This is a genomic window from Deferrisoma camini S3R1, from assembly GCF_000526155.1.
Taxonomy (GTDB): Bacteria; Desulfobacterota; Deferrisomatia; order Deferrisomatales; family Deferrisomataceae; genus Deferrisoma; species Deferrisoma camini.
On sequence record NZ_JAFN01000001.1, the window covers coordinates 3,863,944 to 3,889,560 of the forward strand.

Genomic DNA, 25,617 nt, shown 5'->3' on the forward strand with positions numbered 1-25,617 from the left:
GGGCCGGGCACCGCTTCGGCGGGTGGGGGCAGGGGGAGTGAAAGGAGGGGGACATGGGGTGGACGAGAGCCGTGTGGGCGGTGCTCGTGACGTGGTCGATTTACGGGGTCGCTTCCGGGGCCTCTGGGGCGATCCAGGTGACCCACGACGAGCTTCGGGACGTGGAACCCTCGGTGTACGACGGAAACGTGGCCTGGGTGTGCCAGCTCCCGGACCTGTGCAACGGCTCGTGGATCTCGGGGCGGCTGCCGTGCTTCGAGGACGACGTGTGCTACCTGGCAGGGGGGGTGCGGCAGCAGATCACAGGCAACGACGCGGTGCGGGTGGCCGACCCCGGGTACGTGCCCCGGGAGGCCCACAAACCCGCCCTCTACGATGGAACCATCGCGTACAGCCGGCGGATCGACAGCGCGCTCGACTCGGATTATGGCATCTACTACTGGGACGGGGTCACGACCCGGCTCGTCGGAACGAGGCGCTCTTCCCCGCCGTCGGTCATTCTGAACCACGACGGGATGGTGGCCTGGGACACCACGGCGGGTTCCTACCAGGTATGGAGCGAGACCGGGGAGTTCACCCAGGACGTCTTGCACGCCCTCGACGACCTCGGGGCGGGGGCGGTCCGCTATGAGACGGGCGGTTGGACGATCACCTACCGGAGGCCGGGAGAGGCCACGTCCACCTACGCGGCCGGCGTCGGCAGCGGGCTGCCCCCGGATCCCGGCACGCCGGTGGGCCTCGACAACGGCCGTTTGGCGTGGGTCTCCGGGGGCACCCTGTACTCCTGGGCCGGGGGCGACGTCGAAGCGGTGGGGGCGGTGAGCGGATACGTTGGGGGGATCCGGGTCGACAGCCACACGGGTGTGGTCGTGTGGCGGGACGCCCAGGGGATCCATCTCTGGGACGGGATCTCCGTCCAAACGACGGCCGATGCCGTTTGGATGCCGGAGGCGTACCGGCGCGGATGGGTCGCGTGGAGCGAGGAGAGCGACACGTGCACGCCGGGGCACTACTACTACTGGACCGGAGACTGCCGGGAGATCTTCCTTGAGAACCTCGCCGCCCCCGCCCCGAGCTACGCCCTGTACGTGGACGCGAACCCCATCACCCCGGGCCAAGACGTGCGGGTGCGCATCGAGCCCCCGCCTTCGGGGCTCCAGCTCACCTGGTCCATCGGCCCCAAGCCGGGAGCGGCGGGCAACCCCGGGGCCGTGCTGACGCCGGGCGCAGGGGGCACGGCCGTCATCTCGGACGTCACGGGCGCGGGGTGGCTCACCATCCGGGTGACGAGCCCCACGGATCCGAGCTTCCTGCTGGAGGGCGATGTGGAGGTGGGCTGCGGCGCGTGCGGGTCGGGCACCTGCGCGGCGCCGGGAACCGGATGGTTCCAGATCTCGAGCATCGAGGCGCGCTTCGGTCTCGGAAAGGCACCCGGGGGGCAAAAGGCGGGCGACATTTTCCTGCGGGCCCCGGCGCCAGACCCTGCCAACGCGACCCCCTCCGTCCTGAGCGTCTCGACCCTTGGCCAGGTGGAAATCGTACGCGACGCCGCCGGGGTGCGCCAGGTGGTGGCCCCGGAAACCTTTGTGGACATCGTGGGGGTCGACTCGTTCACCTACGAGCTTCGGTTCTACCGTCCGGAGGACCGGAGCGAGGCGGCAGGCGGGATCTACGGGGTGGCACCGGGGGCCGTCCCCTTTGTCATCTGGCGCGTCGAGAACCCGGACCGCTCGGAGAGCACGTACCACCGGCTTCGCATCACCGAGGACCGGGGCGGAGTGGTTCGGGTGAACGAGTACGCGTGGGACGAGGCGAGCAGTACCTGGACGTTGAGCCAGGGCAACGGGCAGAAGGTCACCACCCAATGGGAGACCGAGAGCGGCACCGATCGGGTCGAGCGGGTGATCGTGACGGACGCCTCGGGGGAAGTGGCGTCGGACGTCCAGACCACGTACCGCCGGATCCCCTGCGGCGCCGAGACCCGCGAGGTGGTCGTGGAGCGGGTGGAGGACCCCGACGGGCTGGCCCTGACCACGGCCTACAGCTACTACGGCGCCTCGGGCCCGGCCGGCAGCTGCGGGCTCCTGGCATCCGAGGTCCGTCCGGACGGCTCCTGGGCCCGGTACGAGTACGACGACCAGGGCCGCAAGACCCTGGAGACGCGCCCCTGGATGGACACGCCGGCCGGCACCGACGCCTCCCTGGCCCGGACCATCCGGTACGGGTACACGCCCGTGGACCCCTCGGACACGGAGGACCCGGAGAACGTCCGGCTGCCCCGCACGATCACCGAGGAGATCGCCGGAGTGGTCGTGGCCCGGACCTACCGGGTCTACGCCTCGGGCCCGGAGGGGCGTACCGAGATCGTGGAGCGGGCCGGCCTGCCGGGGGCACCCTTTGGGGACCCGGCCAACGAGCGCACCGAGACGAGGTACCATCCCCTCGGCACCGGCGAGGCAGGGCAGGGCCGGATCCGCAGCGCGCTCCGTCCGGACGGCCGGCTGGAGACCCACTCGTACGAGTTCGGCACCTACGGGCCCCCCGGCGCGGACGGCCCCGGGACGTTCTCGCCGGGCGAAGGCACCGACCTGCGCGAGACCATCGTCCACGGCACGGCCACGAGCCCCGGGGGCATTGCCTACCGGACCACCACCGAGGTGCGCATCACCGACCGGCTCGGGAACCTCCTGCAGGAGGAGACCTGGGCCCACACCGACGCCGGCGAGGAGCGGATCGGGTGGGTCGTGTACACCCGTGACGCCTTCGGCCGCCTGCTCTCCACCCGAAGGTCCGACGGCACGGCGGTCGAGAGCACGTGGGCCTGCTGCGGCAAGGCCTCCGACACCGACGCGGACGGGACCCGCACCGAGTACACGCAAGACGACCTGGGCCGGGTGCTTGAGGCCACCCGCTACGCGGCCAACGGCACGCTCACCACCACCTATGGCTACGACGCCGAAGGCCGGGTCGTCTCGGAAACGCGCACTGACGGCATCCTGAGCCAAGCGACGATCACCCAGTACGACCCGGCCGGCCGGGTGTGGTCCGTCACGGACCCTGCGGGGCTCACGACCACGTACGACTACGACGAGGGGGGTCGGATCACCGTGGTCACCCGTCCCGGCGGGGCAACCGAGATCACTGAGCGCTACCTCGACGGCCGGGTGAAGAGCATCACCGGCACCGGCACAGTGGCCCGGTACTACACTTACGGAGTGAACCCCGACGGCACGCGGTGGACCCGGGTCTACACCGGAGCCCCGGACTCCCCTCGGTGGGAGGAGACCACCACCGATGCCCTGGGCCGCACGGTCCGGGTGGAAAAGCCGGCCTTTGGCGGCGGCACCGCGGTAAGCGAGCGATTCTACGACGCCGCCAGCCGGCTGGTGCGCACCACCGAGCCAGGCCGGGCGGATACCCTGTACGAGTACGACGAGGTGGGCCACCTGGTGCGCACCGGCCTGGACGTGGACGGAAGCGGTACGTTGGACCCGGCCTCCATGGACCGGGTCGAAGAGCGCGACACCTTCTACACCTACCTCGACAGCGCCTGGTGGCGGCAAGCGGAAAAGCGGGTCTACCCGGTCGATGGGGCCGGCACACCGGTCACCGTAAGCGCACAGCGCACCCGGCTCACCGGGCTCGGGGGCGGGTTGGTGAGCGAGACGGTCTCCGTGGACGTCCACGGCAACGAAACCGTGACCCGGGTGTTCGTGGACCGCGCCACGGGAACGCGCACCCGGATCACCTCGTTTCCGGACGCCGCGAACGAGGCCGTGGAGACCTTTGTGAACGGCTTGCTCGTCTCGTCGCGCAGCAAGACCGGGGTGGAGAGGACCTACGCCTACGACGGCCTCGGCCGGCGCATCCAGGAGACCGACCCCCGGACCGGTGCCACCCTCACCACCTACGACGCCCAGGGCCGGGTGGCCTCGGTCACCGACCCGGCGGGGAGCACCGTCACCTACGGCTACGATCCCGCCACCGGTCGGCTCGTCGAGGAAACGAACGCCCTGGGCCGCGTCGTCCGCTACGCCTACGACGATCTCGGTAATGTGACCCACGTGTGGGGCGACGTGCCCTACCCCGTGCGCTACGTCTACGACGCGTTCGGCCAGCGGGTCGAGATGCACACCTTCCGGAACGCCGAAGCGGACTGGAACACGGCCGTGTTTCCGGCCGATGCGGGCCCGGCCGACATCACGAGGTGGCACTACGACGAGGCCACGGGATTTCTCGTGGCCAAGGAGGACGCCGCAGGCCACCGCGTCACGTACACCTACAGCCCTGGCGGCAAGCTCGCCACCCGAACCTGGGCCCGACTCGATGCCGGCAACCCCGTCGTCACCACCTACGGCTATGATCCGGCAACGGGAGAGATCACGTCCATCGACTACTCCGACGACACGCCGGACGTGACCCTCACCTATGACCGGATGGGCCGGCAAGAGACCATCACCGACGCGGTGGGCACCCGCACCTTTCTCTATGACCCGGCCACCCTGCAGCTCCAGGCCGAGACGATCACCGGCCTGTACAGCGCCACCCTCACACGAACTTACGAAGACATCGCGGGCGTTGCCGGCCGCACAAGGGGCTTTGCCCTCGACACCGGGTATGCCGTGACGTACGGGTACGAGCCCGACACCGGTCGGATGAGCGCGGTGTCCTGGAGCGTGGGGGCCGAGAACGGAGCCGTGAGCTACACCTACGTGCCGGACTCGGACCTCATCGAGCAAAAGGCCATCACCGACGGCCCGAAGACCACCTACACCTACGAGCCCCAGCGGGATCTGGTCACCCGGGTCGAGCACACCTCCGGCGGAGCGGTGGTGGCCCGGTACGACTACACCTACAACGAACTCGCCCAGCGAACCTCGGTGCAGCTCTCCGGCCGGTCCTTCGCCGAGGCCCTCAACGCCAAGCTCCTGGGGAAGGCGTGGTTCGAGGCTGCCCAGAACACCGGATCGGGCATCGAGCTCCTGCCCGACCACCGCACCTACACTTACGATCCCATCGGCAACCGGCTGGACGCCGAAGACTGGGATCCAGAGGCCGAAGCGACCCGGAGCCTCATCTACACGACCAACGCCCTGAACCAGTACGAGCAGATCACCGCCCAGCTGGGGACGAGCGTGGTGCTGGGCTACGACGCCGACGGCAACCTCACCACGTGGGACGATGGTACAGCAGCTAAACGCTACACCTACGACGCCGAGAACCGGCTCATCACGGTCGAGCCCGCCGCGCCCGCAAGCGGCGCCACCAAGGTCACGTTCCTCTACGACTACCTGGGCCGCCGAATCCAGAAGGTCGTCTACCAGTACGTCTCCGGCGCGTGGACCCAAACCGACGAGACCCTCTTCGTCTACGACGGTTGGAACCTGATCCAGGAGCGCTACGCGGACGGGCAAGTCAAACGATCCTACGTATGGGGATTGGACCTCAGCGACAGCCTGCAGGGCGCCGGCGGCATCGGAGGGCTCCTCTTCTCCACCGACGGGCTCACAAGCTACCGCTACCTGTACGATGCCAACGGCAACGTGGGCCAGCTCGTGGACACGGCCACAGGTGCGGTCATTGCCCACTACGAGTACGACCCCTACGGCAATGTCGCCTACGCCACCGGCCCGACGGACAACCCGTTTCGGTTCTCGACCAAGTACCACGACGACGAGACGGGGCTCGTCTACTACGGCTACCGGTACTACTCGCCGGAGCTGGGGAGGTGGATGACGAGGGATCCGATTGGAGAGCGTGGAGGTCTCAACCTGTATGCCTTAGTCCGGAACAACCCCCTTCGCTTCTACGACGCACTTGGCCATTCCAGCAAAGGTTGCCCACCTCTCAAAAGCTATCCATGCCCCTCAGGGTCCTATTCGTTCACTGGGATTCAGTATGGTGGCTTCTTGTTGGTCGCTGGCACTACGACGATGCATTTGAACTTCAAGTGCGTTGGTGGCTCGCACACGTTCAATCTCACAATTCGAAGCTTCAACTTCGGCGGTGGTTTGGGCGGTGGTATTGCCATGCCTACCGGTATGGTTGCGGGTCGCAACAAGCAGGAAGTCATGCAGAACATATCCGGGTGGAGCGTGTTTGCGAATGTGTTTCCGCCAGCATTGCCAGTCTCTGGGCCAGCCTTTGGGCTCGGAGGCAACGTCGGGACCAATCCAGTATATGGAGGTTCACACATGCCTATTTCAAGTGCCGCTACTTCCCCCGGGTATGGCTTCGAAGTCTCTGCGGGAGGAAGCTACTCTTGGATTTCTGACTAGACGGAAACGGGGAACACGTGGTGAGAAGAGATGCAGGTACGACGACATGCAGCCAGTGCGGGTTTAGTTTTGGCATTGATGGCAACCGGCGACATCGTATCACCCGCAAGTATGCTCCTTTTTGGTTTTTCGATGCGGTGAGGCAGTTTGAGCGCTTCAACGAGGTTGAATGCCCAAAATGTGGGTTTGTTTATTTAGCACCTGAGGCGAGATTGTTTGGAATATTCAAATCTGCCAGATCTGTTGTCATCTTGTGTTTGGTGCTTGTCGCGTTGATGGTTGTGTATTTGTTTTGGGAGATGCCATTGCGCTAGTGTCCGTCCGGAAACTCGAGATTTGGCTGTGCAGCCCCGACCGGCCCAAGGGGTAGGCTCTACCCCTTGGGGCCAGCAGGACAGCGTCAACGAGAAATGGTCGTGTCTATCTCACTTACCTGTACGATGCCAACGGCAACGTGGGGCAGTTGGTGGACGCCGGCACCGGAGCGGTAGTTGCCCACTACGAGTACGACCCGTTCGGGCGACAGGCGTACGCGAGTGGGGCGGTGGAAAATGCGTTTCGGTTTTCCTCCAAATATGCAGATGACGAGCTGGAGTCGCCGATCTACTACTACGGCTACCGGTACTACTCGCCGGAGCTGGGGAGGTGGATGACAAGGGATCCGATTCATGAACACGCATTCAGTCTGCTCCAAGTGCATTCCCTGTCAAATTATGGAGAATATTTGGTGTTTAGAATGAACGGGCTTGGATATTATGTATTTGTCTCCAACAATGCGTTGGTTAATTACGATATATTAGGGCTTGACTGTTGTTCGAGTGGAAATTGGTCAGGTGTTGGTGTGACAGTCGGTGGTGCTCTGTTTTTTGGTGGGGCTTTTAGTGGTATGTATAACGTGGCGTGTTGGGGGCAGAAAAATTCATGCCTATTGCTACTTAGTTGCTACGGCGTTGGTTATGGGCTTGGTGGTGGTTTTTCGATCGACAGTATTTGGATATCCGGCGTCTATGACACGAAAGGGTTTAGTGGACGATCAAGCACAGGAATTATTTTTGGTGGTGTCGGGATAGCAGGCGTTGGGGGTACGTATCCTTTGCATAGTCGACATGGAATCCAGCACGCAAAGAATGCTAGTGTGAGTTATGGGGTTGGTTTTGGTCTTGGGGGCGGGTGGTTGCAGCTGACTTGTAGTAAAAATATTGTTTCGTGTAATTAGATTGAAGGTGCTGTTTGTGATGCTGACGCATTTGTTAGATAAGAAGACATTGAAAGTGGACGTGGATGCAGCATATAGTGTGGCGGCTGAATTTATCCAAGGCCTGCCTGCGCCGATCCTGCAGCAAGATTCTGCTCGGAGAGTGCTCACTGTAAGATATCCACACAAAGTAATGAATATGATCTTCTGGCGCTGTTGGTCGAACACTATAGAGATTAGATTTAAGCGTATCGATGAGGGTAGCGTTGTTGTCGAGTTCAGGAGCCGTCCGAATTTGTTCGCGTTGAGGCCGCCAAAGGGTGTTTTGGATCCTAGAGATTTTATCGAGCGGGTGAGTGTCCAGTTGCAGCAACAAGAAGGGAGCCTGCAGGGCTCATAGATTTTTGAGTTGCTTCTGGAGGTGGTCGAACTATCTCTAGGTGCCCGCGCTATTTGGATATAGAGCACTTTATGTCGAGATGGTGGACTGTTGTCAGTATAATTGCAGATGCTGCTGGAAACAATATCAACATAGGAGTGTCCCCGACCGCTTCTCTTTTTATTGCGTTTCTGTACTGCTCTTGCGCCGTGCAAAATACGGTATGTAATTAGTGTGTCAGTATGATCGACAATGTCATGGAATGGTTTTTGTTTGTATATATCATGGTGCCACTTGTTTCTACGTTTCGGATATTTGGGCACATATTGGGGGTCCTCGGAGCGTAACCCCGTGATTTCATTGGAGGCGGTTTCGGAGAATCGCCAAAAGTCATAGATACACGCGCGATGCCTTTCGTCTCGTGATACTGCCACGTACATGCTACCACCATAGACATGTACCTCCGAACCACCTCCCGCCGGAACAAGGACGGCTCCGTCGTTCGATAGGGCCATGACGGCCCAAAGCATGAGAGGCGCCTTCAACGTCAAATGGTTGATTGTGTTGGTGTTTATGGCGATGGCACTGGTTTCAGTTGTCTGGGTTCTTGATTATCAAAGTCTAAAATCAACGTGGGCATACACTGAGGCTGTTGAAAGGTTATCCAAAAACGACGAAGTGGTTTCACGGTTGGGTCAACCTTTGAAATTTGGGGTGGTGTGGAGTTGGCGGAAGAGCGAGAGCTCAGTAATATTTTCTGTGCCTCTGGTGGGGCCGAAAGGCAGAGCTGTTGCCTATGTAAGTGCAAAAAAGATGAAAGATGGCTGGCGTTTTTATAGATTCGCCGTCTACTTTGATGGGCGCGAAAAAAGAATGGATTTGCATTGAGTGCGGCTGGCAGCTCTATGGAGTCTAATGGGTAATCTGCGGAGGGCTCCGCGCCCCTTTGCCGTGGCATTCGGGCTGTTCGTCGCGGAGTTTCTGGTCTGTGCGTACTGGATCGTGTCCCCCACCCCCGTGTGGTTTCCGGACTCCCCGATGTACGAGGCGATCGGGGCGAATCTGGCAGCGGGGAACGGGTTCTCTGCAGACCTTCGCCCGCCCTACCGGCCCGAGATCACCCGCGCGCCGGTAGTGCCGTACCTGGTTGCAGGGGTGTACTCCGTGGCGGGCCGCCGGCCGGCCGCGGTCGTGTGGTTGAACGCGTTGTGGGTGGCCGGGGCGGTGGCGGTGGGATATCTCGTGATGCTGCGGTTGTCCCGGGACCCGGCCGTGGCGGCCTCGGGAGGGGCGGTGGCCGTGCTGACGCCTTTCATCGGAGGCTCGGCAGCCACGATCGCCACGGAGCCGGTGGCCATGCTCCAGGTGACCCTGGCCGCGTGGCTGCTGCTCCGGTGGCGGGAGCAGGCACGCCGGAAGAGTGCGGCGCTTCGGGGGGCGCTGATCGGCCTTCTGCTGGCAAGTGTCGTGCTCAACCGCGTGAACCTGGCGCCGGCGGTGGCGGTCGGCGCGCTGTGTTTCGTCGGCACGGCGTTCCGGGCGGTGCCGAGGCGCCCGATCGCCTGGGCTACGACGGTCGCGTTCGCCCTGGCCCTGGTCGGGCCCGTGGTCCTGTGGTCGGCGCGAAACGCCTCGGTGGGCCTTCGGTTCTCCCCGGAGCCGGTGGGGCTCTCGGCGAGCCGGGTGTATGACATCGTGCGCTACCGCGAGGCCATCCTGGGGGAGGAGCCGTTTGGGCCGCCCCCTGCGAACGTGCGCTACTTCCGACACTGGAGGGAACGGTACGGGCCGGAGGACCTCCTGGCGCTGGAGCGGGAGAACCGGGCGTGGCTGGAGGGGTTTCTCGCCGAACATGGGGCCGACCTCGTGAGGGCCACGCCGGCGCGGCTGGTGGGGCTCTTCAGCTCGTCCACCGTGTGGACATATCCGCTTGAGGACCCCACGGGTGAGCGGTTTCCGGGCCCGGTCCTGCGCTGGGTCTCCCGGGGCTTATGGACACTCTCGTTCCTGGGATTCCTGGCGCTCTGGTCCAATCGGACCGCCCGGTGGGTATGGCTCGTCCCGGTGGTCACCCTGGTTCCCGTCCACCTGATGACGGTATGCAGCCCGCGGTACATGAGGGTGTTGATGCCGCTCCTCCTGCCCTATGCGGGGGCGTTCCTGGTCCCCCTCGGGCGCCGGCTGATGTCCGTCGGCCGTCGGGGACGTGCCGATCCTCTCGGCCGCACCGCGTGAGACCCCATGAAGCTCGTGATCCAGATCCCGTGCCACAACGAGGAGGCAACCCTGCCGGCGACCTTGGAGGACCTACCCCGGGAGGTCGAGGGGTTCGACGAGGTCGAGATCTTGGTCATCGACGACGGGTCCAACGACCGCACGGCCGAGATCGCCCGGCAGCACGGCGTGGGGCACCTCGTGCGGCTTTCGGCTCGTCAGGGGCTGGCCCGGGCGTTTGCCGCAGGCATCGACGAGGCTCTCGGACTCGGGGCCGACGTGATCGTCAATACGGATGGCGACAACCAGTACGACGGCGGAGCGGTCGAGCCCCTCGTCCGACCGATTCTGGAAGGGCGGGCCGACATGGTGGTGGGGGAGCGGTGGGGAGAGGGGGTGGAGGAGTTTTCGCCCGTGAAGAAGGGGCTTCAGAAGCTAGGGTCCTGGGTCGTGTCGAAAGTTTCCGGGCTGGACGTTGGGGATGCCGCGAGCGGGTTTCGGGCCTTTTCGCGCGAGGTGGCGCAGGTCCTCGAAGTGCGGGACCGGTTCACCTACACCTTGGAGACACTCATCCAGGCGGGGGCGCAGGGGATCAAAGTCTCCACGGTGCCGGTGCGGACGAACCCGAAAACCCGGGAATCGCGGTTGTGCCCGAGCATGTGGCGCTACGTGGCCCGATCGGCCGGAACGGTCCTTCGGGCCCACGCGCGGCATCGGCCGGGGCGAACCGCCGTGGGGCTCTTGCTCCTGGGGCTGGCGGCCGGGAGGCTCTCAAGGTCCGTACCAGTGCCCGACGCCATGGGAGGCCCACTGGTCGGGTTGCTCTGTCTGCTTCTTTCCCGCCCATGTGCTCTCTGGACAAACGCTCTTCTCGGACACCGGAAACGGACGCTCTGGCGAGCCGAAGCGTCTCGCGTGGAAGCCTTCACCCCACCAGGTCCTTGAGCCACCCGAAGGCCACGAAGGTTCCCAGCGCACTGCCTAGGTTGGAGAAGAGGAACACCAGGAGCACCCGGGCCACCCGGTTGGTCCACCAGCCCTTCCAGTGGGCCAGGTCGTCCAGCAGCCCCTCCAGGTCCCGGACCCGGGGGCGCTGGGCCCAGGCCTGCACCAGGCCGGTGACCATGCCCGCCCCCACGGTGGGGTTGAGCGAGGTCAGGGGGGCGGCCACGAACGCCGAGGCCACGGTCAGCGGGTGGCCCAGGGCCGCGGCCGCTCCGGCCGCGGCGAGGGTCCCGTTCGCGAGCACCCAGGCCCAAGCCGCCTGCCGGAGGGCGGCCGTGTCGCCGGCCGCGAACCCGGCCGCGAACAGGGCCAGCACGATCGCGGGGAGCACCCAGGGAAGCGCTCGGGATACGATCCCCCGGGGGGGCAGCTCTTCGAGGCGGGAGGGGTCCCCCGGGTCGGAGCCCTCCCGCAGGATCCGGGCGATGCCCGGCACGTGGGCCGCGCCCACCACGGCCAACACTCGCCGCCCCCCCACGCCGAGGATGCGGGCCGCCATGTAGCGGTCCCGCTCGTCCACCAACACCTCCTTGGCCTCGGGCGCGGCCCGGGCCATCTCCTCGAGCAGCCCCGAGAGCGTGTCGGTGGACCGAAGCCGCGCCAGATCCTCCTCGTCCAGTTCCGCGTCCTCGAAGGCGCTCGCCACCAAGGCCCCGAACAGCCCGAGCTTCCGCCAGAATCGGGTCCGGCGCCAGGATCGGAGCAGGGTGAGCCGGATCGGCCGATCCACCAGGGCGACCGCGGTCCCCCGGGCCTCGGCCTCCTCCACGGCGGCCAGAAGCTCCTCCCCAGGCCTCACGTCGGTGGCGAGCCCGATCCGCTTCTGGAACGCGGCCAGGGCGAGGTTTGCCAGAAGGACGGGCCCCTGGCCCTTCCAAAGGGCCTTGACCAGGTCCAGCCGGCGCCACCGGTCCGGATCCCTCAGGGCCCGGAGGCGGTCCGGATCGAGTTCCACACACACCCGGTCCGGCTCGAGCTTGGCCACGGCCCGGCGCACGGCCTCCACCGAGCGGCGGGACACGTGGGCGGTTCCCAGGAGGAACACCTCCCGGTCTTCCAGTTCGATCCGGGTCCATTGGGGATCCATGGAGCCTCCTCGGGCGGGGGTGGGGGCGGACATTGTAGGGGTGCGTCGCCCCGAGGCCAAGGCCGGCGGTTGTGTCGCCGGGGCGCCCTGGGGTAAAACCCGCCGGAACGCCACCGAAACGCGAACACGAAACCGTGACGGGGGCCGGCCCTGCCTCCGGCCCCGTCCCGGAGGAGGGATCATGGCCGACCCGTACCGTCCCTGGGCCCGGAGCCGGCTGCTGCTCTGGGCGGTGGCGCTCTGCCTGCTTTGCCCACCCCGGCCGGCGAGGGGCTCCGAGACCCTGCCCGAGGACCTGACCGAGCTTCCCTTGGAGCGGCTGATGGAGATCCGGGTCACCACGGCGGCCCGAAAGCCCCAGAGCCTGGCCGAGACCGCGGGGCCGGTCACGGTGATCCGGGGGGAGGAGCTGGTGCGCACCGGGGCCACCACCCTGGCCGAGGCCCTGCGCATGGTGCCCGGCGTCCACGTGGGGCGGATCAACGCCAACACCTGGGCGCTCTCGGTGCGGGGGTTCGACGGCCGGTGGGCCAACAAGCTGCTGGTGATGATCGACGGCCGCACCGTGTACTCACCGCTCTTCTCAGGGGTGTTCTGGGACGCCCAGGACGTGCTTCTGGAGGACGTGGAACGGATCGAGGTGATCCGGGGTCCGGGCGCCGCGATGTGGGGGGCCAACGCGGTGAACGGGGTGATCCACGTGATCACGAAGCGGGCGGCCGACACCCTGGGGGGCTACGTGGAGGTGGGGGGCGGTGCCGAGGAGCGGGGATTCGGGGCGGTGCGCTACGGCGCCGAGCTGGCGCCGGGAGTGTTCGGCCGGTGGTGGGCCAAGGGGTTCGACCGGGACGGAGGGCGCGACCCGGAAGGGGGCGAGGCGCCCGACGACTGGAGCCAGGTGCGGGGCGGGTTCCGGCTGGACGCGAACCGGGGCGGGGCCGCCTGGACCCTCCAGGGCGAGCTCTACCGGGGCCGTTCGGACGCGGTGTACACGGTGCCTACCGAGGACCCTGACCGGGTGGAGACCTGGGCCGAGGATTCCGTGCTTTGGGGCGGAAACCTCCTGGGGCGCTGGGAACGGGACCTGGGGGCGGCCGGCCGGTTCCAAGTCCAGGCGTACTACGACCGCTCGTCCCGGGACGAGCCCATCGGCCGGGACGAGCGGGAGGTGTGGGACCTGGACCTCCAGCACCGGTTCTCCCTGGGTACCCGGCACGACGTGGTGTGGGGGGGCGGGGTGCGGCTCACCCAGGACCGGATCGACGGCACCCGGGTCATCCGGTTCGACCCACCCCGCCGCACGGACCGGTTGTGGAGCGCTTTTGTGCAGGACGAGATCGCCCTGGTGCCCGACCGGTTCCACCTCCTCCTGGGCCTGCGGGCCGAGCACAACGACTACACCGGGGTCGAGTGGCAGCCCGATGCCCGGGCGCTTTGGCGGGTGACCTCCGGGCACACCCTGTGGGCCGCCGTGTCCCGGGCTGTGCGCACCCCGAGCCGGGCCGAGGCCGACGCGGTGATGGCCGGGTACGTGCTCGGCCCCGACAACCCCGCCAACCCCCTGCCGGTGGTGCTGCGGCCCGAGTTCCGCGGGGACGACGGATTCGAGAGCGAGACCGTGGTGTCCTGGCAGGTGGGGTACCGGGCCCGGTGGACCGGGACGTTCTCCACCGATCTGGCCGGGTTCGTGAGCCGGTACCGGCATCTCCGGACCATTGAACCCCAGGAGTTCGCCCCGGACCCGCTGCACCCGGGTTGGCTCACGGGTACGGGGGCGCCGGAGAACCGGGCGGACGCCGTGTCCAAGGGGTTCGAGGCCGAGGCTCGGTGGCGGGTGGTCCGCCACTGGGAGCTTCGGCTCGCCTACACCTGGTTCCTCCTCGACATCGACCCGGGGCGCTCCACGGACTTCTCGGCCGAGTTCGAGGAGGGGAAGACCCCCCGCCACCAGCTGGATCTACGGTCCTTCGCGGACCTGCCTTTCGGATGGAGGCTGGACCTGGGGCTCCGGTACGTGGGCAGCCTGGACCGCCGGGACATCCCCCCCTATTGGGGGATGGACGTCCGATTGGCTTGGGAGCCCACCGAAGGGGTCGAGCTCGCCGTGGTGGGCCGGGACCTGCTGGAGCCCTCCCACCCCGAGTTTCCGCGGGAGGATTTCCTCCGCCTCGAGACCTCCGAGCCGGAACGGTCGGTCTACGCGGTGGTCCGGGCGAGGTTTTAGGAGGGGCGATGGGGCTGCGAAGGGGGTGGGCGGTCCTTCTGCTGCTCGTCGGATGTGGGGCGGCCCACGCCTCGGACCTGGAGAGCCGCGTGAAGGCGGCCTTCGTGTACCACTTCGTCCAGCTCACCACCTGGGCCGAGGGCCTGCCCGACGGGCCGTTGGACGTCTGTCTGCTGGGTGACGATCCGGTGGCCGAGGCGCTCGCGGCCCTGCAGGGCAAGGCGGTGGGGGGCCGGGGGGTGCGCACCGGAACGTGTGCGCCCGGCCGACGGTGCGGGTGCGAGGTGGTGTACGTGGGACGAAGCGAGGCCGGCCGACTGCAAGCCGACCTGGCCGCCCTGGGCCCTGGCGTGCTCACCGTGAGCGACATCCCGGGGTTCGCCGACCGGGGGGGCATGATCGAGCTGGTGAAACGGCAGGGGAGGCTTCGGTTCCGCATCCACCGGGGCCGGGCCGCCCGGGCCGGCCTGAGGTTCGACGCGCGGCTGCTGGCCCTAGCCGAGGAGGTGCTCCCGTGAGGCGGTGGCTGTGGGATGCTCCGATCCACCGGAAGGTGGCCGGGCTGATCCTCGGAGGGAGCCTGCTGGTGGTGGGGGCGACCTCGGCCGTGTTCGTGGCCTGGGAGATCCGTACCGCCCGCAGGCAGGCCGTCGAGGCCCTGGAGGGGATGGCCACGGTCCTCGCCTTCAACGCGGCCCCTGCCGTTGCCTTCGACGACCCGGCGGCGGCCCGGCAGGTGCTCCTCCCCCTTCGGGAGATCCCGGACGTGGAGGGTGCGGTGCTGTGGACGAGGACCGGCCGCGAGTTCGCCCGGCTGTCGTGCCGGCCCGGGGCGTTTCAGGCGCCCGGGCCTCCGACCGATGCGGGGGGGCGGTTCCGCGACGGGGGGCTGGAGGTGACCCGGCCGGTGGTGCTCGACGCCGATCCGGTGGGGTGGCTGTGGATACGAAGCGACCTGGCGAGCCTGCGCACGAGGCTGGCCAGGTACGCGGCCGTGGCGGGCGTGGCCCTGGCCGCGGCCGTGGCGGCCGCGCTGGGCGTGGCCTGGGTGCTCCACCGGTTGGTTTCGGACCGAATCCGGACCGTGGCCGGCGTGGTGGAACGGGCGGCGAGCCGAAGGGACTACGGGGGACGGGTTCGGCCCGCCGGCCGGGACGAGGTGGGGGTGCTCGAGGCGGGCGTGAACCACCTGCTGGAGGCGGTCGAGGCCCGGGAGGCGGAGCTGCGGCAGCACCGGGATCGGCTCGAGGAGTTGGTGGCCGAGCGGACCCGGGATCTGCAGCGGGCCAAGGAGGAGGCCGAGCATGCCAGCCGGGCCAAGAGCCGGTTCCTCGCCCTGGTGAGCCACGAGCTGCGCACCCCCCTCAACGGTCTCCTGGGGCATCTGGAGTTGTGGTCCCGGGAGAACCCCCCGGACGAGCACGGGCGGTTGGAGCAGATCGCCTCGGCCGCCCAGACCCTGAGGGCCCTGGTGGAGGATCTGCTGGACGTGGGTCGGATCGAGGCGGGGGATCTGCGGCTGGACGCCCGGCCGTTCTCCCCTCTGGCTACGGCCCGGGAGGTGGTGGAGGCGTTCCGGCCCCGGGCGGCGGCCAAGGGGCTGTCCGTGCGCTTCGCCGCCGGGCCCGGGGTGCCCGAGGCCGTGCGGGGGGACCCCCTGCGGGTCCGCCAGATCCTGTGGAACCTGCTGGACAACGCGGTGAAGTTCACGCAGCGGGGCGGGGTGGAGGTGCGGTGCTCGGCCGGGCCCGGGGGCCGGGGGGTGTGCTTCGAGGTGGAGGACACCGGCCCGGGGATCCCGCCGGAGGCCCGGGACCGGGTGTTCCGGCCGTTCGAGCAGCTCGAGCCGCCCGACCGCAGGCGCCACGGGGGAACCGGCCTCGGGCTCACCATCTGCCGGGACCTGGTGGCCTTGATGGGGGGAACCGTTCGGCTGGAGGAGGGGGCCGGCGGTGGCGCCCGGTTCCGGGTCGAGCTTCCCCTGGCGGCCGAGGCGGGGGGGCAGCCGGGGGACGTGCGGGGGATGAGGGTGCTCGTGGTGGAGGACAACCCCATGAACCGGGACCTGGCCCGGGCCTTTCTGGAGAGCCTGGGGTGTCGGGTGGAGGAGGCGCCGGACGGCGAGACCGCCCTTCGGGCCTGGGAGGGCGGGGGCTTCGACGCCGTGCTGCTCGACTGCCAAATGCCCGGGATGGACGGGTTCGAGGTGGCCCGTCGAATTCGGGAGAGGGAAACGGCCCTGGGGCGGGACCGAACGTGGATCGTGGCCTGCACCGCGTACGGCAGTCCCGAGGACCGGGACCGGTGCCGCCGGGCCGGCATGGACGGGGTGGTGCTCAAGCCGTTCGGAGCCGAGGACCTGGTCCGGGCCCTCGGCCCGGCGCGTCGCCCGGCCGACGTGGATCCGCAGGTGGTGGAACGCATCCTGTCCCTGGATGCCGGTCGGGGAACGGGGCTGGCCCGCCGGGTGCTGGAGACCTACCGGGTCGAGGCCGAGCGGCTGCTTGACGAGCTGGAACGGGCGTTGTCCGCGGGGGACGCCGGGGGCGTCCACGACACGGCCCACGCGCTCAAGTCGGTCAGCTTGAACGCCGGGGCCCGGGGGGTGGCCCGGATGTGCGGCGAGGTCTGCGAGCTGGCAAAGAGAGGGGATCTGGAGGGGGCGGCGGCCGCCGCGGGCGGCCTGGCAGCCGGGATGGGGGCGGCGCTCCGGGCCCTGGAACACGCATACGGGAGGGTGGCATGACGGGGAGCGAACCGAAGGCCCGGGTGTTGGTGGCGGACGACGATCCGGTGGACCGGCTGCTGGCCGAGGAGGTGCTCGCGGGCGAGGGGTTCGGGGTGGAGGCGGCCGCCGACGGAGCCGAGGCGTGGGAGCGGTGCGTTCGGCGGGTGCCGGACCTGGTGGTGCTCGACCTGCTGATGCCCCGAATGGACGGGTTCGAGGTGCTCCGGCGCCTGCGGGAGGAGCCCTGGGGGCGCGACGTTCCGGTGCTGGTGTTGACCAGCCTGGACGACCTGGACTCCATCGCCAGGGCCTACGGCCTGGGCGCCACCGATTTCGCCACCAAGCCGGCCAACTGGATCGTTTTGGCCCAGCGCCTGCGCTACATGCTCCGGGCGAGCCGAATCGCCCGGGATCTGGCCGACGCCCAACGGGTGGCCCGGCTGGGGAGCTGGGTGCTCGCGCCCGACACGGGTCGGATGGCCTGGTCGGAGGAGCTTCGGCGGATGGTGGGCCGGTCCGGGGAGACCGCGCGGTCGTTCCTGGAGGCGGTGCCCGACGAGGATCGGCCGCGGGTCCTGGCGTTGTGGGACACCGCTGGCAGCGGTGGGGAGGCCGACCCCGTGGACCACGCCCTCGTCCGGCCCGACGGCACCCGGTTGTGGGTCCGGCATCGGGCCGTGGGCCGGCCGGGAGGGGGCGTCAGGGGCACGGTGCAGGACATCACGCGAGAGGCCGAGCTGGAGCGTCGGCTCCGCCAGGCCGAGAAACTGGAGGCCCTGGGCACGCTGGCCGGGGGGATCGCCCACGATTTCAACAACCTGCTGGTTCCGATCATCGGGTTCACCGATCTGGCCCTGGCCCAGCTCCCGCCGGAGAGCCCGGCCCGGGAGGGGCTCGAGCTCGTGGCCTCCACCGCCCGGCGGGCCCGGGACTTGGTGCGCCGGATCCTGGCGTTCTCCAGGGGAGCCGAGGGCCCCCGGGGACCGGTGAGCCTGCGCCAGGTGGTCTCCGAGGTGGGGGCGGTCCTGGCCGGTTCGTTGCCGCCCGGGGTGCGGTGGGTGGAGGAGGTGGAGGGGGAGGACCTGCGGGTGGAGGGGGACCCGGCCGGCCTGCACCAGGTGCTCCTGAACCTGTGCCAGAACGCGGTCCATGCCCTCGGAGAGAAGGGAGGGGAGGTGCGGATCCGAGCCGGCCGCCGGCCGGCCCCCGGCGGGGGCGAGGAGGTGTGCATCGAGGTGGCCGACACGGGTTGCGGCATGCCCCCGGAGGTGCGCGAACGGGCCTTCGAGCCCTTCTTCACCACCAAGCCGGTGGGGCAGGGCACGGGCCTGGGACTCAGCGTGGTCCACGGTGTGGTGAAGGGGATGGGGGGGCGGGTGGAGGTGGAGAGCACCCCGGGCGAAGGGTCCACGTTCCGGGTGTTCCTGCCGCCGTGCCCGGACGGGGCGGCGCCTGAGCCGGCCCGGCCCGGCCGCCGGGTCGGGGCCCTCTCCATCCTGTTGGTGGACGACGAGGTGGCCCTTCTGCGCTATGGCAGCGCCGTGCTGGAGCGGGCCGGCCACCGGGTGGACGCGTGTGCCGACCCGCGGGAGGCCCTGGAGCGGATCCGGCGGGAGCCCCACCGGTACGACTTGGTGATGGCCGACCGGGCCATGCCCGGGATGAGCGGGGATGCGCTCCTGGCCGCGGCTCGCAGGCTGCGCCCCGACCTGCGCACGATCCTGTGCACGGGCGGCGCCGCCGGCACCGAACGGCCCGAGACGGCCGACCGGGTGGTGCTCAAGCCCCTCGCCCCCGACGAGATCGTGGCCGTGGTGGAGGAGGTGGTGGCGGCCCAAGGCCGGGGCTCTTGACCCCTGACGGTCCCTCCCAGGCTCTCCAGGGCCGGGCAACGGGGAAGGGTAACTTTCGCTGCCCAGCCGTCCCGCGGGCCAAAGGCCCCAGACCGAAGACCGAAGACCGTCGACCGAAGTTAGCGCTCAAAACCGGACGCTGGGGTTGTGGAGGGTGCCCGAGCCCGGGCTTGGCGGGTCCAGGAACACCCGCCGGCCTTCCACCCGCAGGCGCCCCTCGGCCAGGTACTGGAGGGCCTGGGGGTAGATCCGGTGCTCCTCCCGGAGGATCCGGGCGGCGAGCGTCTCCGGGGTGTCGTCGTCGCGTACGGGCACCACGGCCTGGCAGATGATGGGACCGGTGTCGGTGCCCTCGTCCACGAAGTGGACCGTGCACCCCGAGAACTTGGCCCCGTGGGCCAGCACCTTCTCGTGCACGTGCAACCCCGGGAACGCCGGCAGCAGGGCCGGATGGATGTTCACGACCCGGCCGGGGAACGCGGCCAGCAGTTCGCCGGTGACGAGGCGCATGTACCCGGCCAGGGCCACGGTGTCCACCCCGTGGGCGCGCAGCACCTCGACCACCGCCCGATCGTGCTCCTGACGGGGCCGGCCGGGATCCCACGGCACCACCCGGGCCGGCACGCCGGCCCGGCGGGCCCGCTCCAGGCCGTAGGCGTCGGGGGTGTCGCTCACCACCACCCGGACCTCGGCGTCCAGCCGGCCTTCGCGGCTCGCGTCCAGGATGGCCTGGAGGTTCGAGCCGCTGCCCGAAACCAGCACCCCGAGCCGCAGGCTCATGCGGCCCACTCCAGGGGGGACTGATCCTCGGCCCGCTCCTCGATGGTGCCGATGACCCACGCGGTCTCGCCCAGGGCCTCGAGACGGGCCAGGGTCTCCTCCTCCTCCTCGGGGGGCACGATCACCACCAGGCCCACGCCGCAGTTGAACGTGCGGTACATCTCCTCTTCCGGCACGGGGCCCAGCTCCTGGAGCAGCCGGAACAGCGCGGGCATCTCCCAGGCGCCCCGGTCCACCACGGCCCGGCATCCGTGGGGGAGAATGCGGGGCAGGTTCTCGGGGATGCCCCCTCCCGTGATGTGGGCCATGCCCTTCACGGTGAAGTCCCGGATCAGGTTCAGCACGGTGCGCACATAGATCCGGGTGGGGGTGAGGAGCACCTCCCCCAAGGGCTTTCCCAGTTCGGGGAACACGTGGTCCAGTCCGAACCGACCCCCATCGAGGAGGATCTTGCGGGCCAGCGAGTACCCGTTGCTGTGGAGCCCCGTGGAGCCCAGCCCCACGATCCGGTCCCCTACCGTGATGCTCGACCCGTCGATCATCCGGTCCCGGTCCACCACGCCCACGCAGAAGCCGGCCAGGTCGTACTCCCCTTCGGGGTACATGCCCGGCAGTTCCGCGGTCTCACCCCCCACCAGGCTGCACCGGGCCTCCTGGCAGCCCGCCGCGATGCCCCGGATCACGGCCTCGGCCACGCCCGGCTCCAGCCGGCCCGTGGCGAAGTAGTCCAGAAAGAACAGGGGCTCCGCTCCCTGGACCACCACGTCGTTGGCGCACATGGCCACCAGGTCGATGCCCACGGTGTCGTGGACCCCGGTCTGGAACGCGATCCTCAGCTTGGTGCCCACCCCGTCCGTGGAGCTCACGAGCACGGGGTTCTCCAGCGGGAACTCGGCCAGGGAGACGGCCGCGCCGAACCCACCCACGTCGCTCATCACCTCGGGCCGGAGGGTGGGCTTCACGAACTCGCGGATCCGGTCCACCAGGCCGGCGGCCGCGTCGATGTCCACTCCCGCATCCCGGTAGGTCAGGGGCTTCTTCACGGGTTCACCTCCCAATCCCCCCGAAAACGAAGCCGGTAGCCTAGCCAATGGCCCCGGGGGTGTCAATCGGCCCGCCCCGCGGTTGCCGGGTTCGGGCGCCGTCCGTACAATGCCGCCAACCCTTGGCGCATCGCATCCCTTCGGCCGAGAACCACGAGGAGGACTTTCCATGGTGCAGATCCTGGTGTCGTACTCCAGCCGTTCCGGAAACACCGAGAAGTTGGCCCGGGCCGTGGCCCGGGGGGCCGAGCAGGCGGGAGCCCGGGTGGTGTGCAAGCGGGCCTCCGACACCACCAAGGAGGACCTCCTGGCGGCCGACGGCATCATCCTGGGCAGCCCCGTGTACTTCGGAACGGTCACCGCCGAGATGAAGGACCTGATCGACCGCAGCGTGGGGGCCCGGCGCAAGCTGCGAAACAAGGTGGGCGCGGCGTTCACCACCGGCGGCCACCACACCGGGGGCAAGGAGACCACCCTGCTCAGCATGCTGATGGCCTTCCTGATCCACGAGATGGTGGTGGTGGGCGACCCCATCGAGACCGGGGGGCACTACGGGGTGGCCTGCCTGGGGGCCCCGTCCGCGGACGACGAGCGGGCCGGCGAGCTCTTGGGCGCCCGGGTGGCGGACGTGGCCCGGCGGCTCAAGGCCGCCTAGTGTCATGGTTCGCAAGTTCGTGCATTCCCCGAGGGGTGGGGCTGGGGGCCCCTCCTTCGCTGAACGGCCTCGCAGGGGCCGCCTCGGCGCGGTCCGCTGCGGCGCGTGAGAGCACGCGCCGCGGCCGCTCCCCTGGCGCCGGGCGGCCCGGGCTGCTCGGCTGTCGCGCTTCGTCGGAGCCCCCAGCCCCACCGCCGCAACGGACATACGTTCTTACGGAACGAAACACTAGCCCTCCCGGTTTCTGGTGGTGAACGTGTCGCGGAAGTCGGCTTCGCCCCGTATCGTGGCCGTGGGCACCGGGACCTGCGTGCCCCGCCTGGACCGGCGCGGGCCGTGCACCCTGCTGGAGTGCGAGGGGTTCCGGGCGGCCGTGGACCTGGGCCTGGGGGCCCTCCACGGGCTCCTGGCGGCCGGGGTCCGCCACACCCAGCTGGACGCGGTGGTGTTCACCCACCTCCACCCGGACCACACGGCGGAGCTGGTTTCCCTGCTGTTCGCGGCCCGATACGACGAGGCTCCCCGGGTCCGGCCCCTGGCCCTGGTGGGGGGGCCGGGGCTCCGGGAGTTCCGGGGGGCCCTGGGCCGGGCCTACGGGGGGTGGATCGAGCCCGAAGGGTACCGACTGGAGTGGAGGGAGGTGGGGCCCCACGCCGCGTTCGAGGTGGGGCCCTGGCGGGTGCGTACGGCCCCGGCGGCCCACCACCCGTCGAGCCTCGCCCTCCGGTGGGAAACCGAGGGGTTCAGTGCGGTGTTCACCGGCGACACCGGGCCCCACCCCGCGCTCGCCGGGTTCGCCCGGGGGGTGGACCTCCTCGTTGCCGAGGCCAGCCTGCCGGAAGGCGAGGCCTTCGACCGGCACCTGACGGCCCGCCAGGCCGGGGACCTGGCTCGGGAGGCCGGAGCCGGGCGCCTGGTGCTCCACCACCTGTACCCTTCGGCCGACCGCGCCGCTCCGGAGCGCCACGCCCGCGAGGCGTTCGAGGGGCCGGTGGTGGTGGCCCGCGACGGGCTCCGGCTGTGGCCCCCCGGCCCGGACGATTCATGAGCCCTCGTCGCGAAGCGCCGCCTCCAGGGCCTCCACCGCCGCGGCATCGAACTGGGTGCCGGCTCCCCGGTGCAGCTCGGCCAGGGCCTCGTCCCGACCGAGCCCCCGCCGGTAGGGGCGGTCGCTCGTCATCGCGTCGTAGGCGTCCGCCACGGCCAGGATCCGGCTCTCCACCCGCAGGTCCTCTCCCCCCATCCCCAATGGGTACCCTTTGCCGTCCGGCCGCTCGTGGTGCTGGAGCACCACCTGGGCCACGTCCTCGAGCCACGACAGCGGCTCCAGGATCCGGGCCCCGGTGAGGGGGTGCTGCCGGACCAGGTCGATCTCGGCCGGGTCGAGGCCCGAGGGCTTGTGGAGCACCTCGTGGCGCAAGGCGATCTTGCCGATGTCGTGGAGCATGGCGGCCTGGCGGAGGACCTCCATGGCCTGGGTTTCGAGGCCCATCTCCTGGGCCGCGGCCAGGGCGAGCCGGGTCACCCTCTGGGAGTGTCCCCGGGTGTAGGGATCCTTGGCCTCGATCGTGTTCACCAGGGACTGCACGATCTCCAGGGTCGCCCTTTGCTGGGCCAGGTGCAGCCGGGCCGTCTGGTACACGGCGCCCACCTCCCGGCCGAACGGCAGGAGCACGTCCAGATCCCGCCGGCCGAAGGCCGGCCTTCCTTCGGGGTCGTAGAGGACCAGCAAGGCCTCGGCCCGGTCCTGCTCGGGCAGGGGGACGGGGACGGCGGCCAGGGTCCGCACCCGGGCCCCGGACACCGGGTCGAGGAGGCCGGTGCCGGGGCCGGGGTCCAGCACCACGCCGCTCGGGGTGGCCCGTTCGGCCAAGGGGAGCTCCGGAGGAAACCGCACGTCCCGTCCGGCGGGCTCGATCCTGCCGTAGGCGCCCGCCAGGCTCCAGCGGTCCGGATCCGCCTCCGATCGAGCCAGCACGCACGCCGTTCGGGCGCCCACCGCCTCCGCCGCCAGCCGGACCGCGGCCCGCAGCACCCCGAAGGGGTCCGCGGTCCGGGGAAGGTGGCGCCCCAGCTCCCGAACCGTGATGAGCCGCTCCACGGCCTCCTCCAGGGCACGGGTCCGTTCCCGCACCCGGACCTCCAGGGCCTGCCGCAGCTCCTGCTGCTCCCGGTTGGCCCGTTCCAGCCGGCGGGTCATGGCGTTGAACGCCTCGGCCAGCACCCGGATCTCCCGGGCCCCCTGCACGGCCACCTCGCCGGTCATGTCGCCGACGGCCCGCCGCCGGGTGGCCGTGGCCAGGGCCCGCACGGGGCCGACGATCCACCTCACCGCCCGGTCCAGGGCCAGGAGCCCGGCCAGGGAAAAGAGGGCGGCCACGACGCCCATGGTGGCCACCGCCCGGCGGAGGCTGGCGAACGCCAGGGCGAGGTCGTGCTCGGCCACCACGATGCCCAGGGGGGCACCGCCGACGGTGAGGGCGGCCATCCCGAGGCGCCGGTCGCCCGGCAGCAGGGGATTCCGGGTAGGAACAGCCACGAAGGTGGAGTGGAATCCCTGGGTGCGCACGGCCTCGGGCCGGCCGTGGCACCGGGCGCAGTCCGGGGCGAACCGCGGGTCGGAGCGCGCCACGGGCTCGCCCCCGGGTCCGAACAGGGCCACCCGGGTGCCCAGGAGCCGGGCGAGCCGTCCCATCAGCTCGTTGTCGACGCGGCGGCCCACCAGCACCACCCCCGTGATCCTGGCGTCGGACGGCCGCCGCACCGGCGCGATCCCCACCAGCAGGGTCCGGCCCCCGGTGCGGAGCACCGAGCCCAGGGTGATGCCGCTCAGCCCCAGCCGCACCAGGGCCTCCACCTCGGGCTCGGCCCGGGGGGGCGGCTCGAACCCGCTGACCGGGTTCGCCGCGTCGTCCATGCGGGCCCTCTCCCAACCCTGGGGATCCACCAGCTCGATCCAGTCGAGGTCCCACCGCACCTTCCAGGGAAGTAGGTCCTGAACCACCGGGTGATCGGCCCCTCCCCGGCCCATGTGGCTCCACAGGTCCGAGCGGTCCGCCAGCTCCCGGGCCCGGTCCGCCAGGCCTTGGGTCTGGGCCTCGAAGAACGCCTCGGCCTGGGCCAGTTGGGTCTGGAGGGCCCGGTCCTCCCCGTCCAGGATGAGCCGGGAGGCGAAGCGGTAGGCGGCCGCGCCGAGCACGGCGAAGGCGAGGGCCGTCAGAAGGATCGGCACCGCGAGGATCTGGGCGCGCAGGGTCAGGGCCATGTCAGGGGTTGGCCGGAACGGCGCCCAGGGCGTCGAGCACCGACGCCGCCCGGGGGCCCGTGAGGAAGGCGAGAAACCGCACCACCTCGGGCCGGGGTGACGGCCGGCTGACAACGCCCAGGGGAACGACGAGCCGGAACGCCCCCGACCGGGCCTCGTCGGGCCGGGGCCACCGCCCCGCGGGAGGGATCGCCCGCACGTCCAGGCCCAGGCTGCGCAACTCGGCCCGGCCGGCGTACCCGATGGTGTAGGGGGTGGTGGCCAGGGCCCGGGTCATGTCGGCCGGCCGGGCCAGCACCACGGCCGCCTCGGTCATCCGGAACCCGGGCCCGAAGAACTCCTCCATGAGGGTTCGGCGCACGCTTTGGCCGGGTTTCCGGTCCAGGGGAAGGATGTCGTGGTCCACCCCGTCCACCTGGGCCCAGTTGCGGATCGCACCCCGGTAGATCCCGCGCACCGCTTCGGCGTCGAGCCTGGGAGCCCCGCCCGAGGGGTGGGCGGCGAACGCGATGGGGTCGTAGCCCAGCAGGTGGTAGGCCAGGCCCGCGGCCTCGTCGCGGCGCAGCGGCCGCGAACAGGTGCCCAGGTCGAGGGCCTCGGAGCGCACGCCAGCCACCCCTCCGGCCGTGCTGGTGCCTGGCAGGATCCGCACCCGCGCCCGGGGGTTCTCGTCGGTGTAGGCCTGGATCAGGCGTTCCAGGAGCGGGAACAGGGTCTCCGAGCCCGACACCCGGATCTCGGGCTCGGGGGGCAGGTCGGCCGGGCCGGCCGGGGTCTCGTCGGCCCGGGTGCAGGCGAAAAACGCCGCGGCCCCGGGCAGGAGGACCGCGACGGCGAGAAACAGGAGTCTGCGCACGGGGTGGACGGTCCTTTCCAGTCCCCCCCTGGGAAACGGAGATCGGGAAGCGTGC

Annotated in this window: 16 protein-coding genes; 11 read left to right on the forward strand and 5 right to left on the reverse strand. The window is 69.5% G+C overall.

The window, feature by feature from the left end:
* Window positions 1-53: 53 nt before the first annotated feature.
* The 5 genes from DEFCA_RS0117035 to DEFCA_RS0117045 all read left to right on the forward strand — a co-directional run bounded on the left by DEFCA_RS0117035 (window position 54) and on the right by DEFCA_RS0117045 (window position 11,011).
* Complete coding sequence (locus DEFCA_RS0117035; RefSeq protein ID WP_025324210.1) at window positions 54-6,278, forward strand: RHS repeat-associated core domain-containing protein; 6,225 nt, start codon at window positions 54-56, stop codon at window positions 6,276-6,278.
* Window positions 6,279-6,732: 454 nt separating this feature from the next.
* The gene (locus DEFCA_RS21770; RefSeq protein WP_245693503.1) at window positions 6,733-7,494 is read left to right on the forward strand and encodes an RHS repeat domain-containing protein; all 762 of its coding nucleotides are present in this window, start codon (window positions 6,733-6,735) and stop codon (window positions 7,492-7,494) included.
* Between the two features lie 871 nt (window positions 7,495-8,365).
* A complete protein-coding gene (locus tag DEFCA_RS21775) occupies window positions 8,366-8,740 on the forward strand; it encodes a cytochrome c oxidase assembly factor Coa1 family protein (RefSeq protein WP_084319380.1) in 375 nt (124 codons plus the stop codon).
* A 27-nt stretch (window positions 8,741-8,767) separates the two neighbouring features.
* Window positions 8,768-10,087 (forward strand): glycosyltransferase family 39 protein, encoded by a 1,320-nt coding sequence (locus DEFCA_RS0117040; protein ID WP_084319382.1) that lies wholly within the window; start codon window positions 8,768-8,770, stop codon window positions 10,085-10,087.
* A gap of 6 nt (window positions 10,088-10,093) precedes the next feature.
* Window positions 10,094-11,011 carry a glycosyltransferase family 2 protein gene (locus DEFCA_RS0117045; protein ID WP_025324212.1) on the forward strand — a complete coding sequence of 306 codons (918 nt, stop codon included), beginning with the start codon at window positions 10,094-10,096 and terminating at the stop codon, window positions 11,009-11,011.
* Here the strand turns inward: DEFCA_RS0117045 and DEFCA_RS0117050 are convergent.
* Window positions 10,992-12,158 carry a TraB/GumN family protein gene (locus DEFCA_RS0117050; RefSeq protein ID WP_025324213.1) on the reverse strand — a complete coding sequence of 389 codons (1,167 nt, stop codon included), beginning with the start codon at window positions 12,156-12,158 and terminating at the stop codon, window positions 10,992-10,994. The two genes, DEFCA_RS0117045 and DEFCA_RS0117050, sit on opposite strands and share 20 nt — an antisense overlap.
* A gap of 181 nt (window positions 12,159-12,339) precedes the next feature.
* On the opposite strand from DEFCA_RS0117050, the gene DEFCA_RS0117055 reads away from it, so the two are divergent.
* The 4 genes from DEFCA_RS0117055 to DEFCA_RS21050 are packed head-to-tail and all read left to right on the forward strand — an operon-like array spanning window position 12,340 to window position 18,963.
* Entirely contained in the window at window positions 12,340-14,382 is a 2,043-nt protein-coding gene (locus DEFCA_RS0117055; protein ID WP_025324214.1) for a TonB-dependent receptor plug domain-containing protein, read from the forward strand.
* 8 nt (window positions 14,383-14,390) lie between these two features.
* Window positions 14,391-14,900, forward strand: a complete 510-nt coding sequence (locus DEFCA_RS0117060; protein ID WP_025324215.1) for a YfiR family protein — start codon at window positions 14,391-14,393, stop codon at window positions 14,898-14,900.
* Window positions 14,897-17,128 carry an ATP-binding protein gene (locus DEFCA_RS21045; RefSeq protein ID WP_025324216.1) on the forward strand — a complete coding sequence of 744 codons (2,232 nt, stop codon included), beginning with the start codon at window positions 14,897-14,899 and terminating at the stop codon, window positions 17,126-17,128. The genes DEFCA_RS0117060 and DEFCA_RS21045 overlap by 4 nt, the downstream gene beginning before the upstream one ends.
* Complete coding sequence (locus DEFCA_RS21050; protein ID WP_025324217.1) at window positions 17,125-18,963, forward strand: response regulator; 1,839 nt, start codon at window positions 17,125-17,127, stop codon at window positions 18,961-18,963. Before DEFCA_RS21045 ends, DEFCA_RS21050 begins: the two co-directional genes overlap by 4 nt.
* A 126-nt stretch (window positions 18,964-19,089) precedes the next feature.
* Here the strand turns inward: DEFCA_RS21050 and purN are convergent, their stop codons facing one another.
* Both purN and purM read right to left on the reverse strand, forming a co-directional pair.
* Entirely contained in the window at window positions 19,090-19,743 is a 654-nt protein-coding gene (gene purN, locus DEFCA_RS0117075; protein WP_025324218.1) for a phosphoribosylglycinamide formyltransferase, read from the reverse strand.
* Complete coding sequence (purM, locus tag DEFCA_RS0117080; RefSeq protein ID WP_025324219.1) at window positions 19,740-20,786, reverse strand: phosphoribosylformylglycinamidine cyclo-ligase; 1,047 nt, start codon at window positions 20,784-20,786, stop codon at window positions 19,740-19,742. The genes purN and purM overlap by 4 nt, the downstream gene beginning before the upstream one ends.
* Before the next feature lie 169 nt (window positions 20,787-20,955).
* On the opposite strand from purM, the gene DEFCA_RS0117085 reads away from it, so the two are divergent.
* Together DEFCA_RS0117085 and DEFCA_RS0117090 are read left to right on the forward strand one after the other, a co-directional pair.
* Window positions 20,956-21,441, forward strand: coding sequence for a flavodoxin family protein (locus DEFCA_RS0117085; protein ID WP_029734300.1), 486 nt, complete (start codon window positions 20,956-20,958; stop codon window positions 21,439-21,441).
* A gap of 256 nt (window positions 21,442-21,697) precedes the next feature.
* Window positions 21,698-22,489 carry an MBL fold metallo-hydrolase gene (locus DEFCA_RS0117090; protein ID WP_169709635.1) on the forward strand — a complete coding sequence of 264 codons (792 nt, stop codon included), beginning with the start codon at window positions 21,698-21,700 and terminating at the stop codon, window positions 22,487-22,489.
* Here the strand turns inward: DEFCA_RS0117090 and DEFCA_RS24430 are convergent.
* Together DEFCA_RS24430 and DEFCA_RS0117100 are read right to left on the reverse strand one after the other, a co-directional pair.
* Window positions 22,484-24,706, reverse strand: a complete 2,223-nt coding sequence (locus DEFCA_RS24430) for an HD domain-containing phosphohydrolase (RefSeq protein WP_025324222.1) — start codon at window positions 24,704-24,706, stop codon at window positions 22,484-22,486. The genes DEFCA_RS0117090 and DEFCA_RS24430 overlap by 6 nt on opposite strands.
* A gap of 1 nt (window position 24,707) precedes the next feature.
* Entirely contained in the window at window positions 24,708-25,562 is an 855-nt protein-coding gene (locus tag DEFCA_RS0117100) for a substrate-binding domain-containing protein (protein ID WP_025324223.1), read from the reverse strand.
* Between the last annotated feature and the right edge of the window lie 55 nt (window positions 25,563-25,617).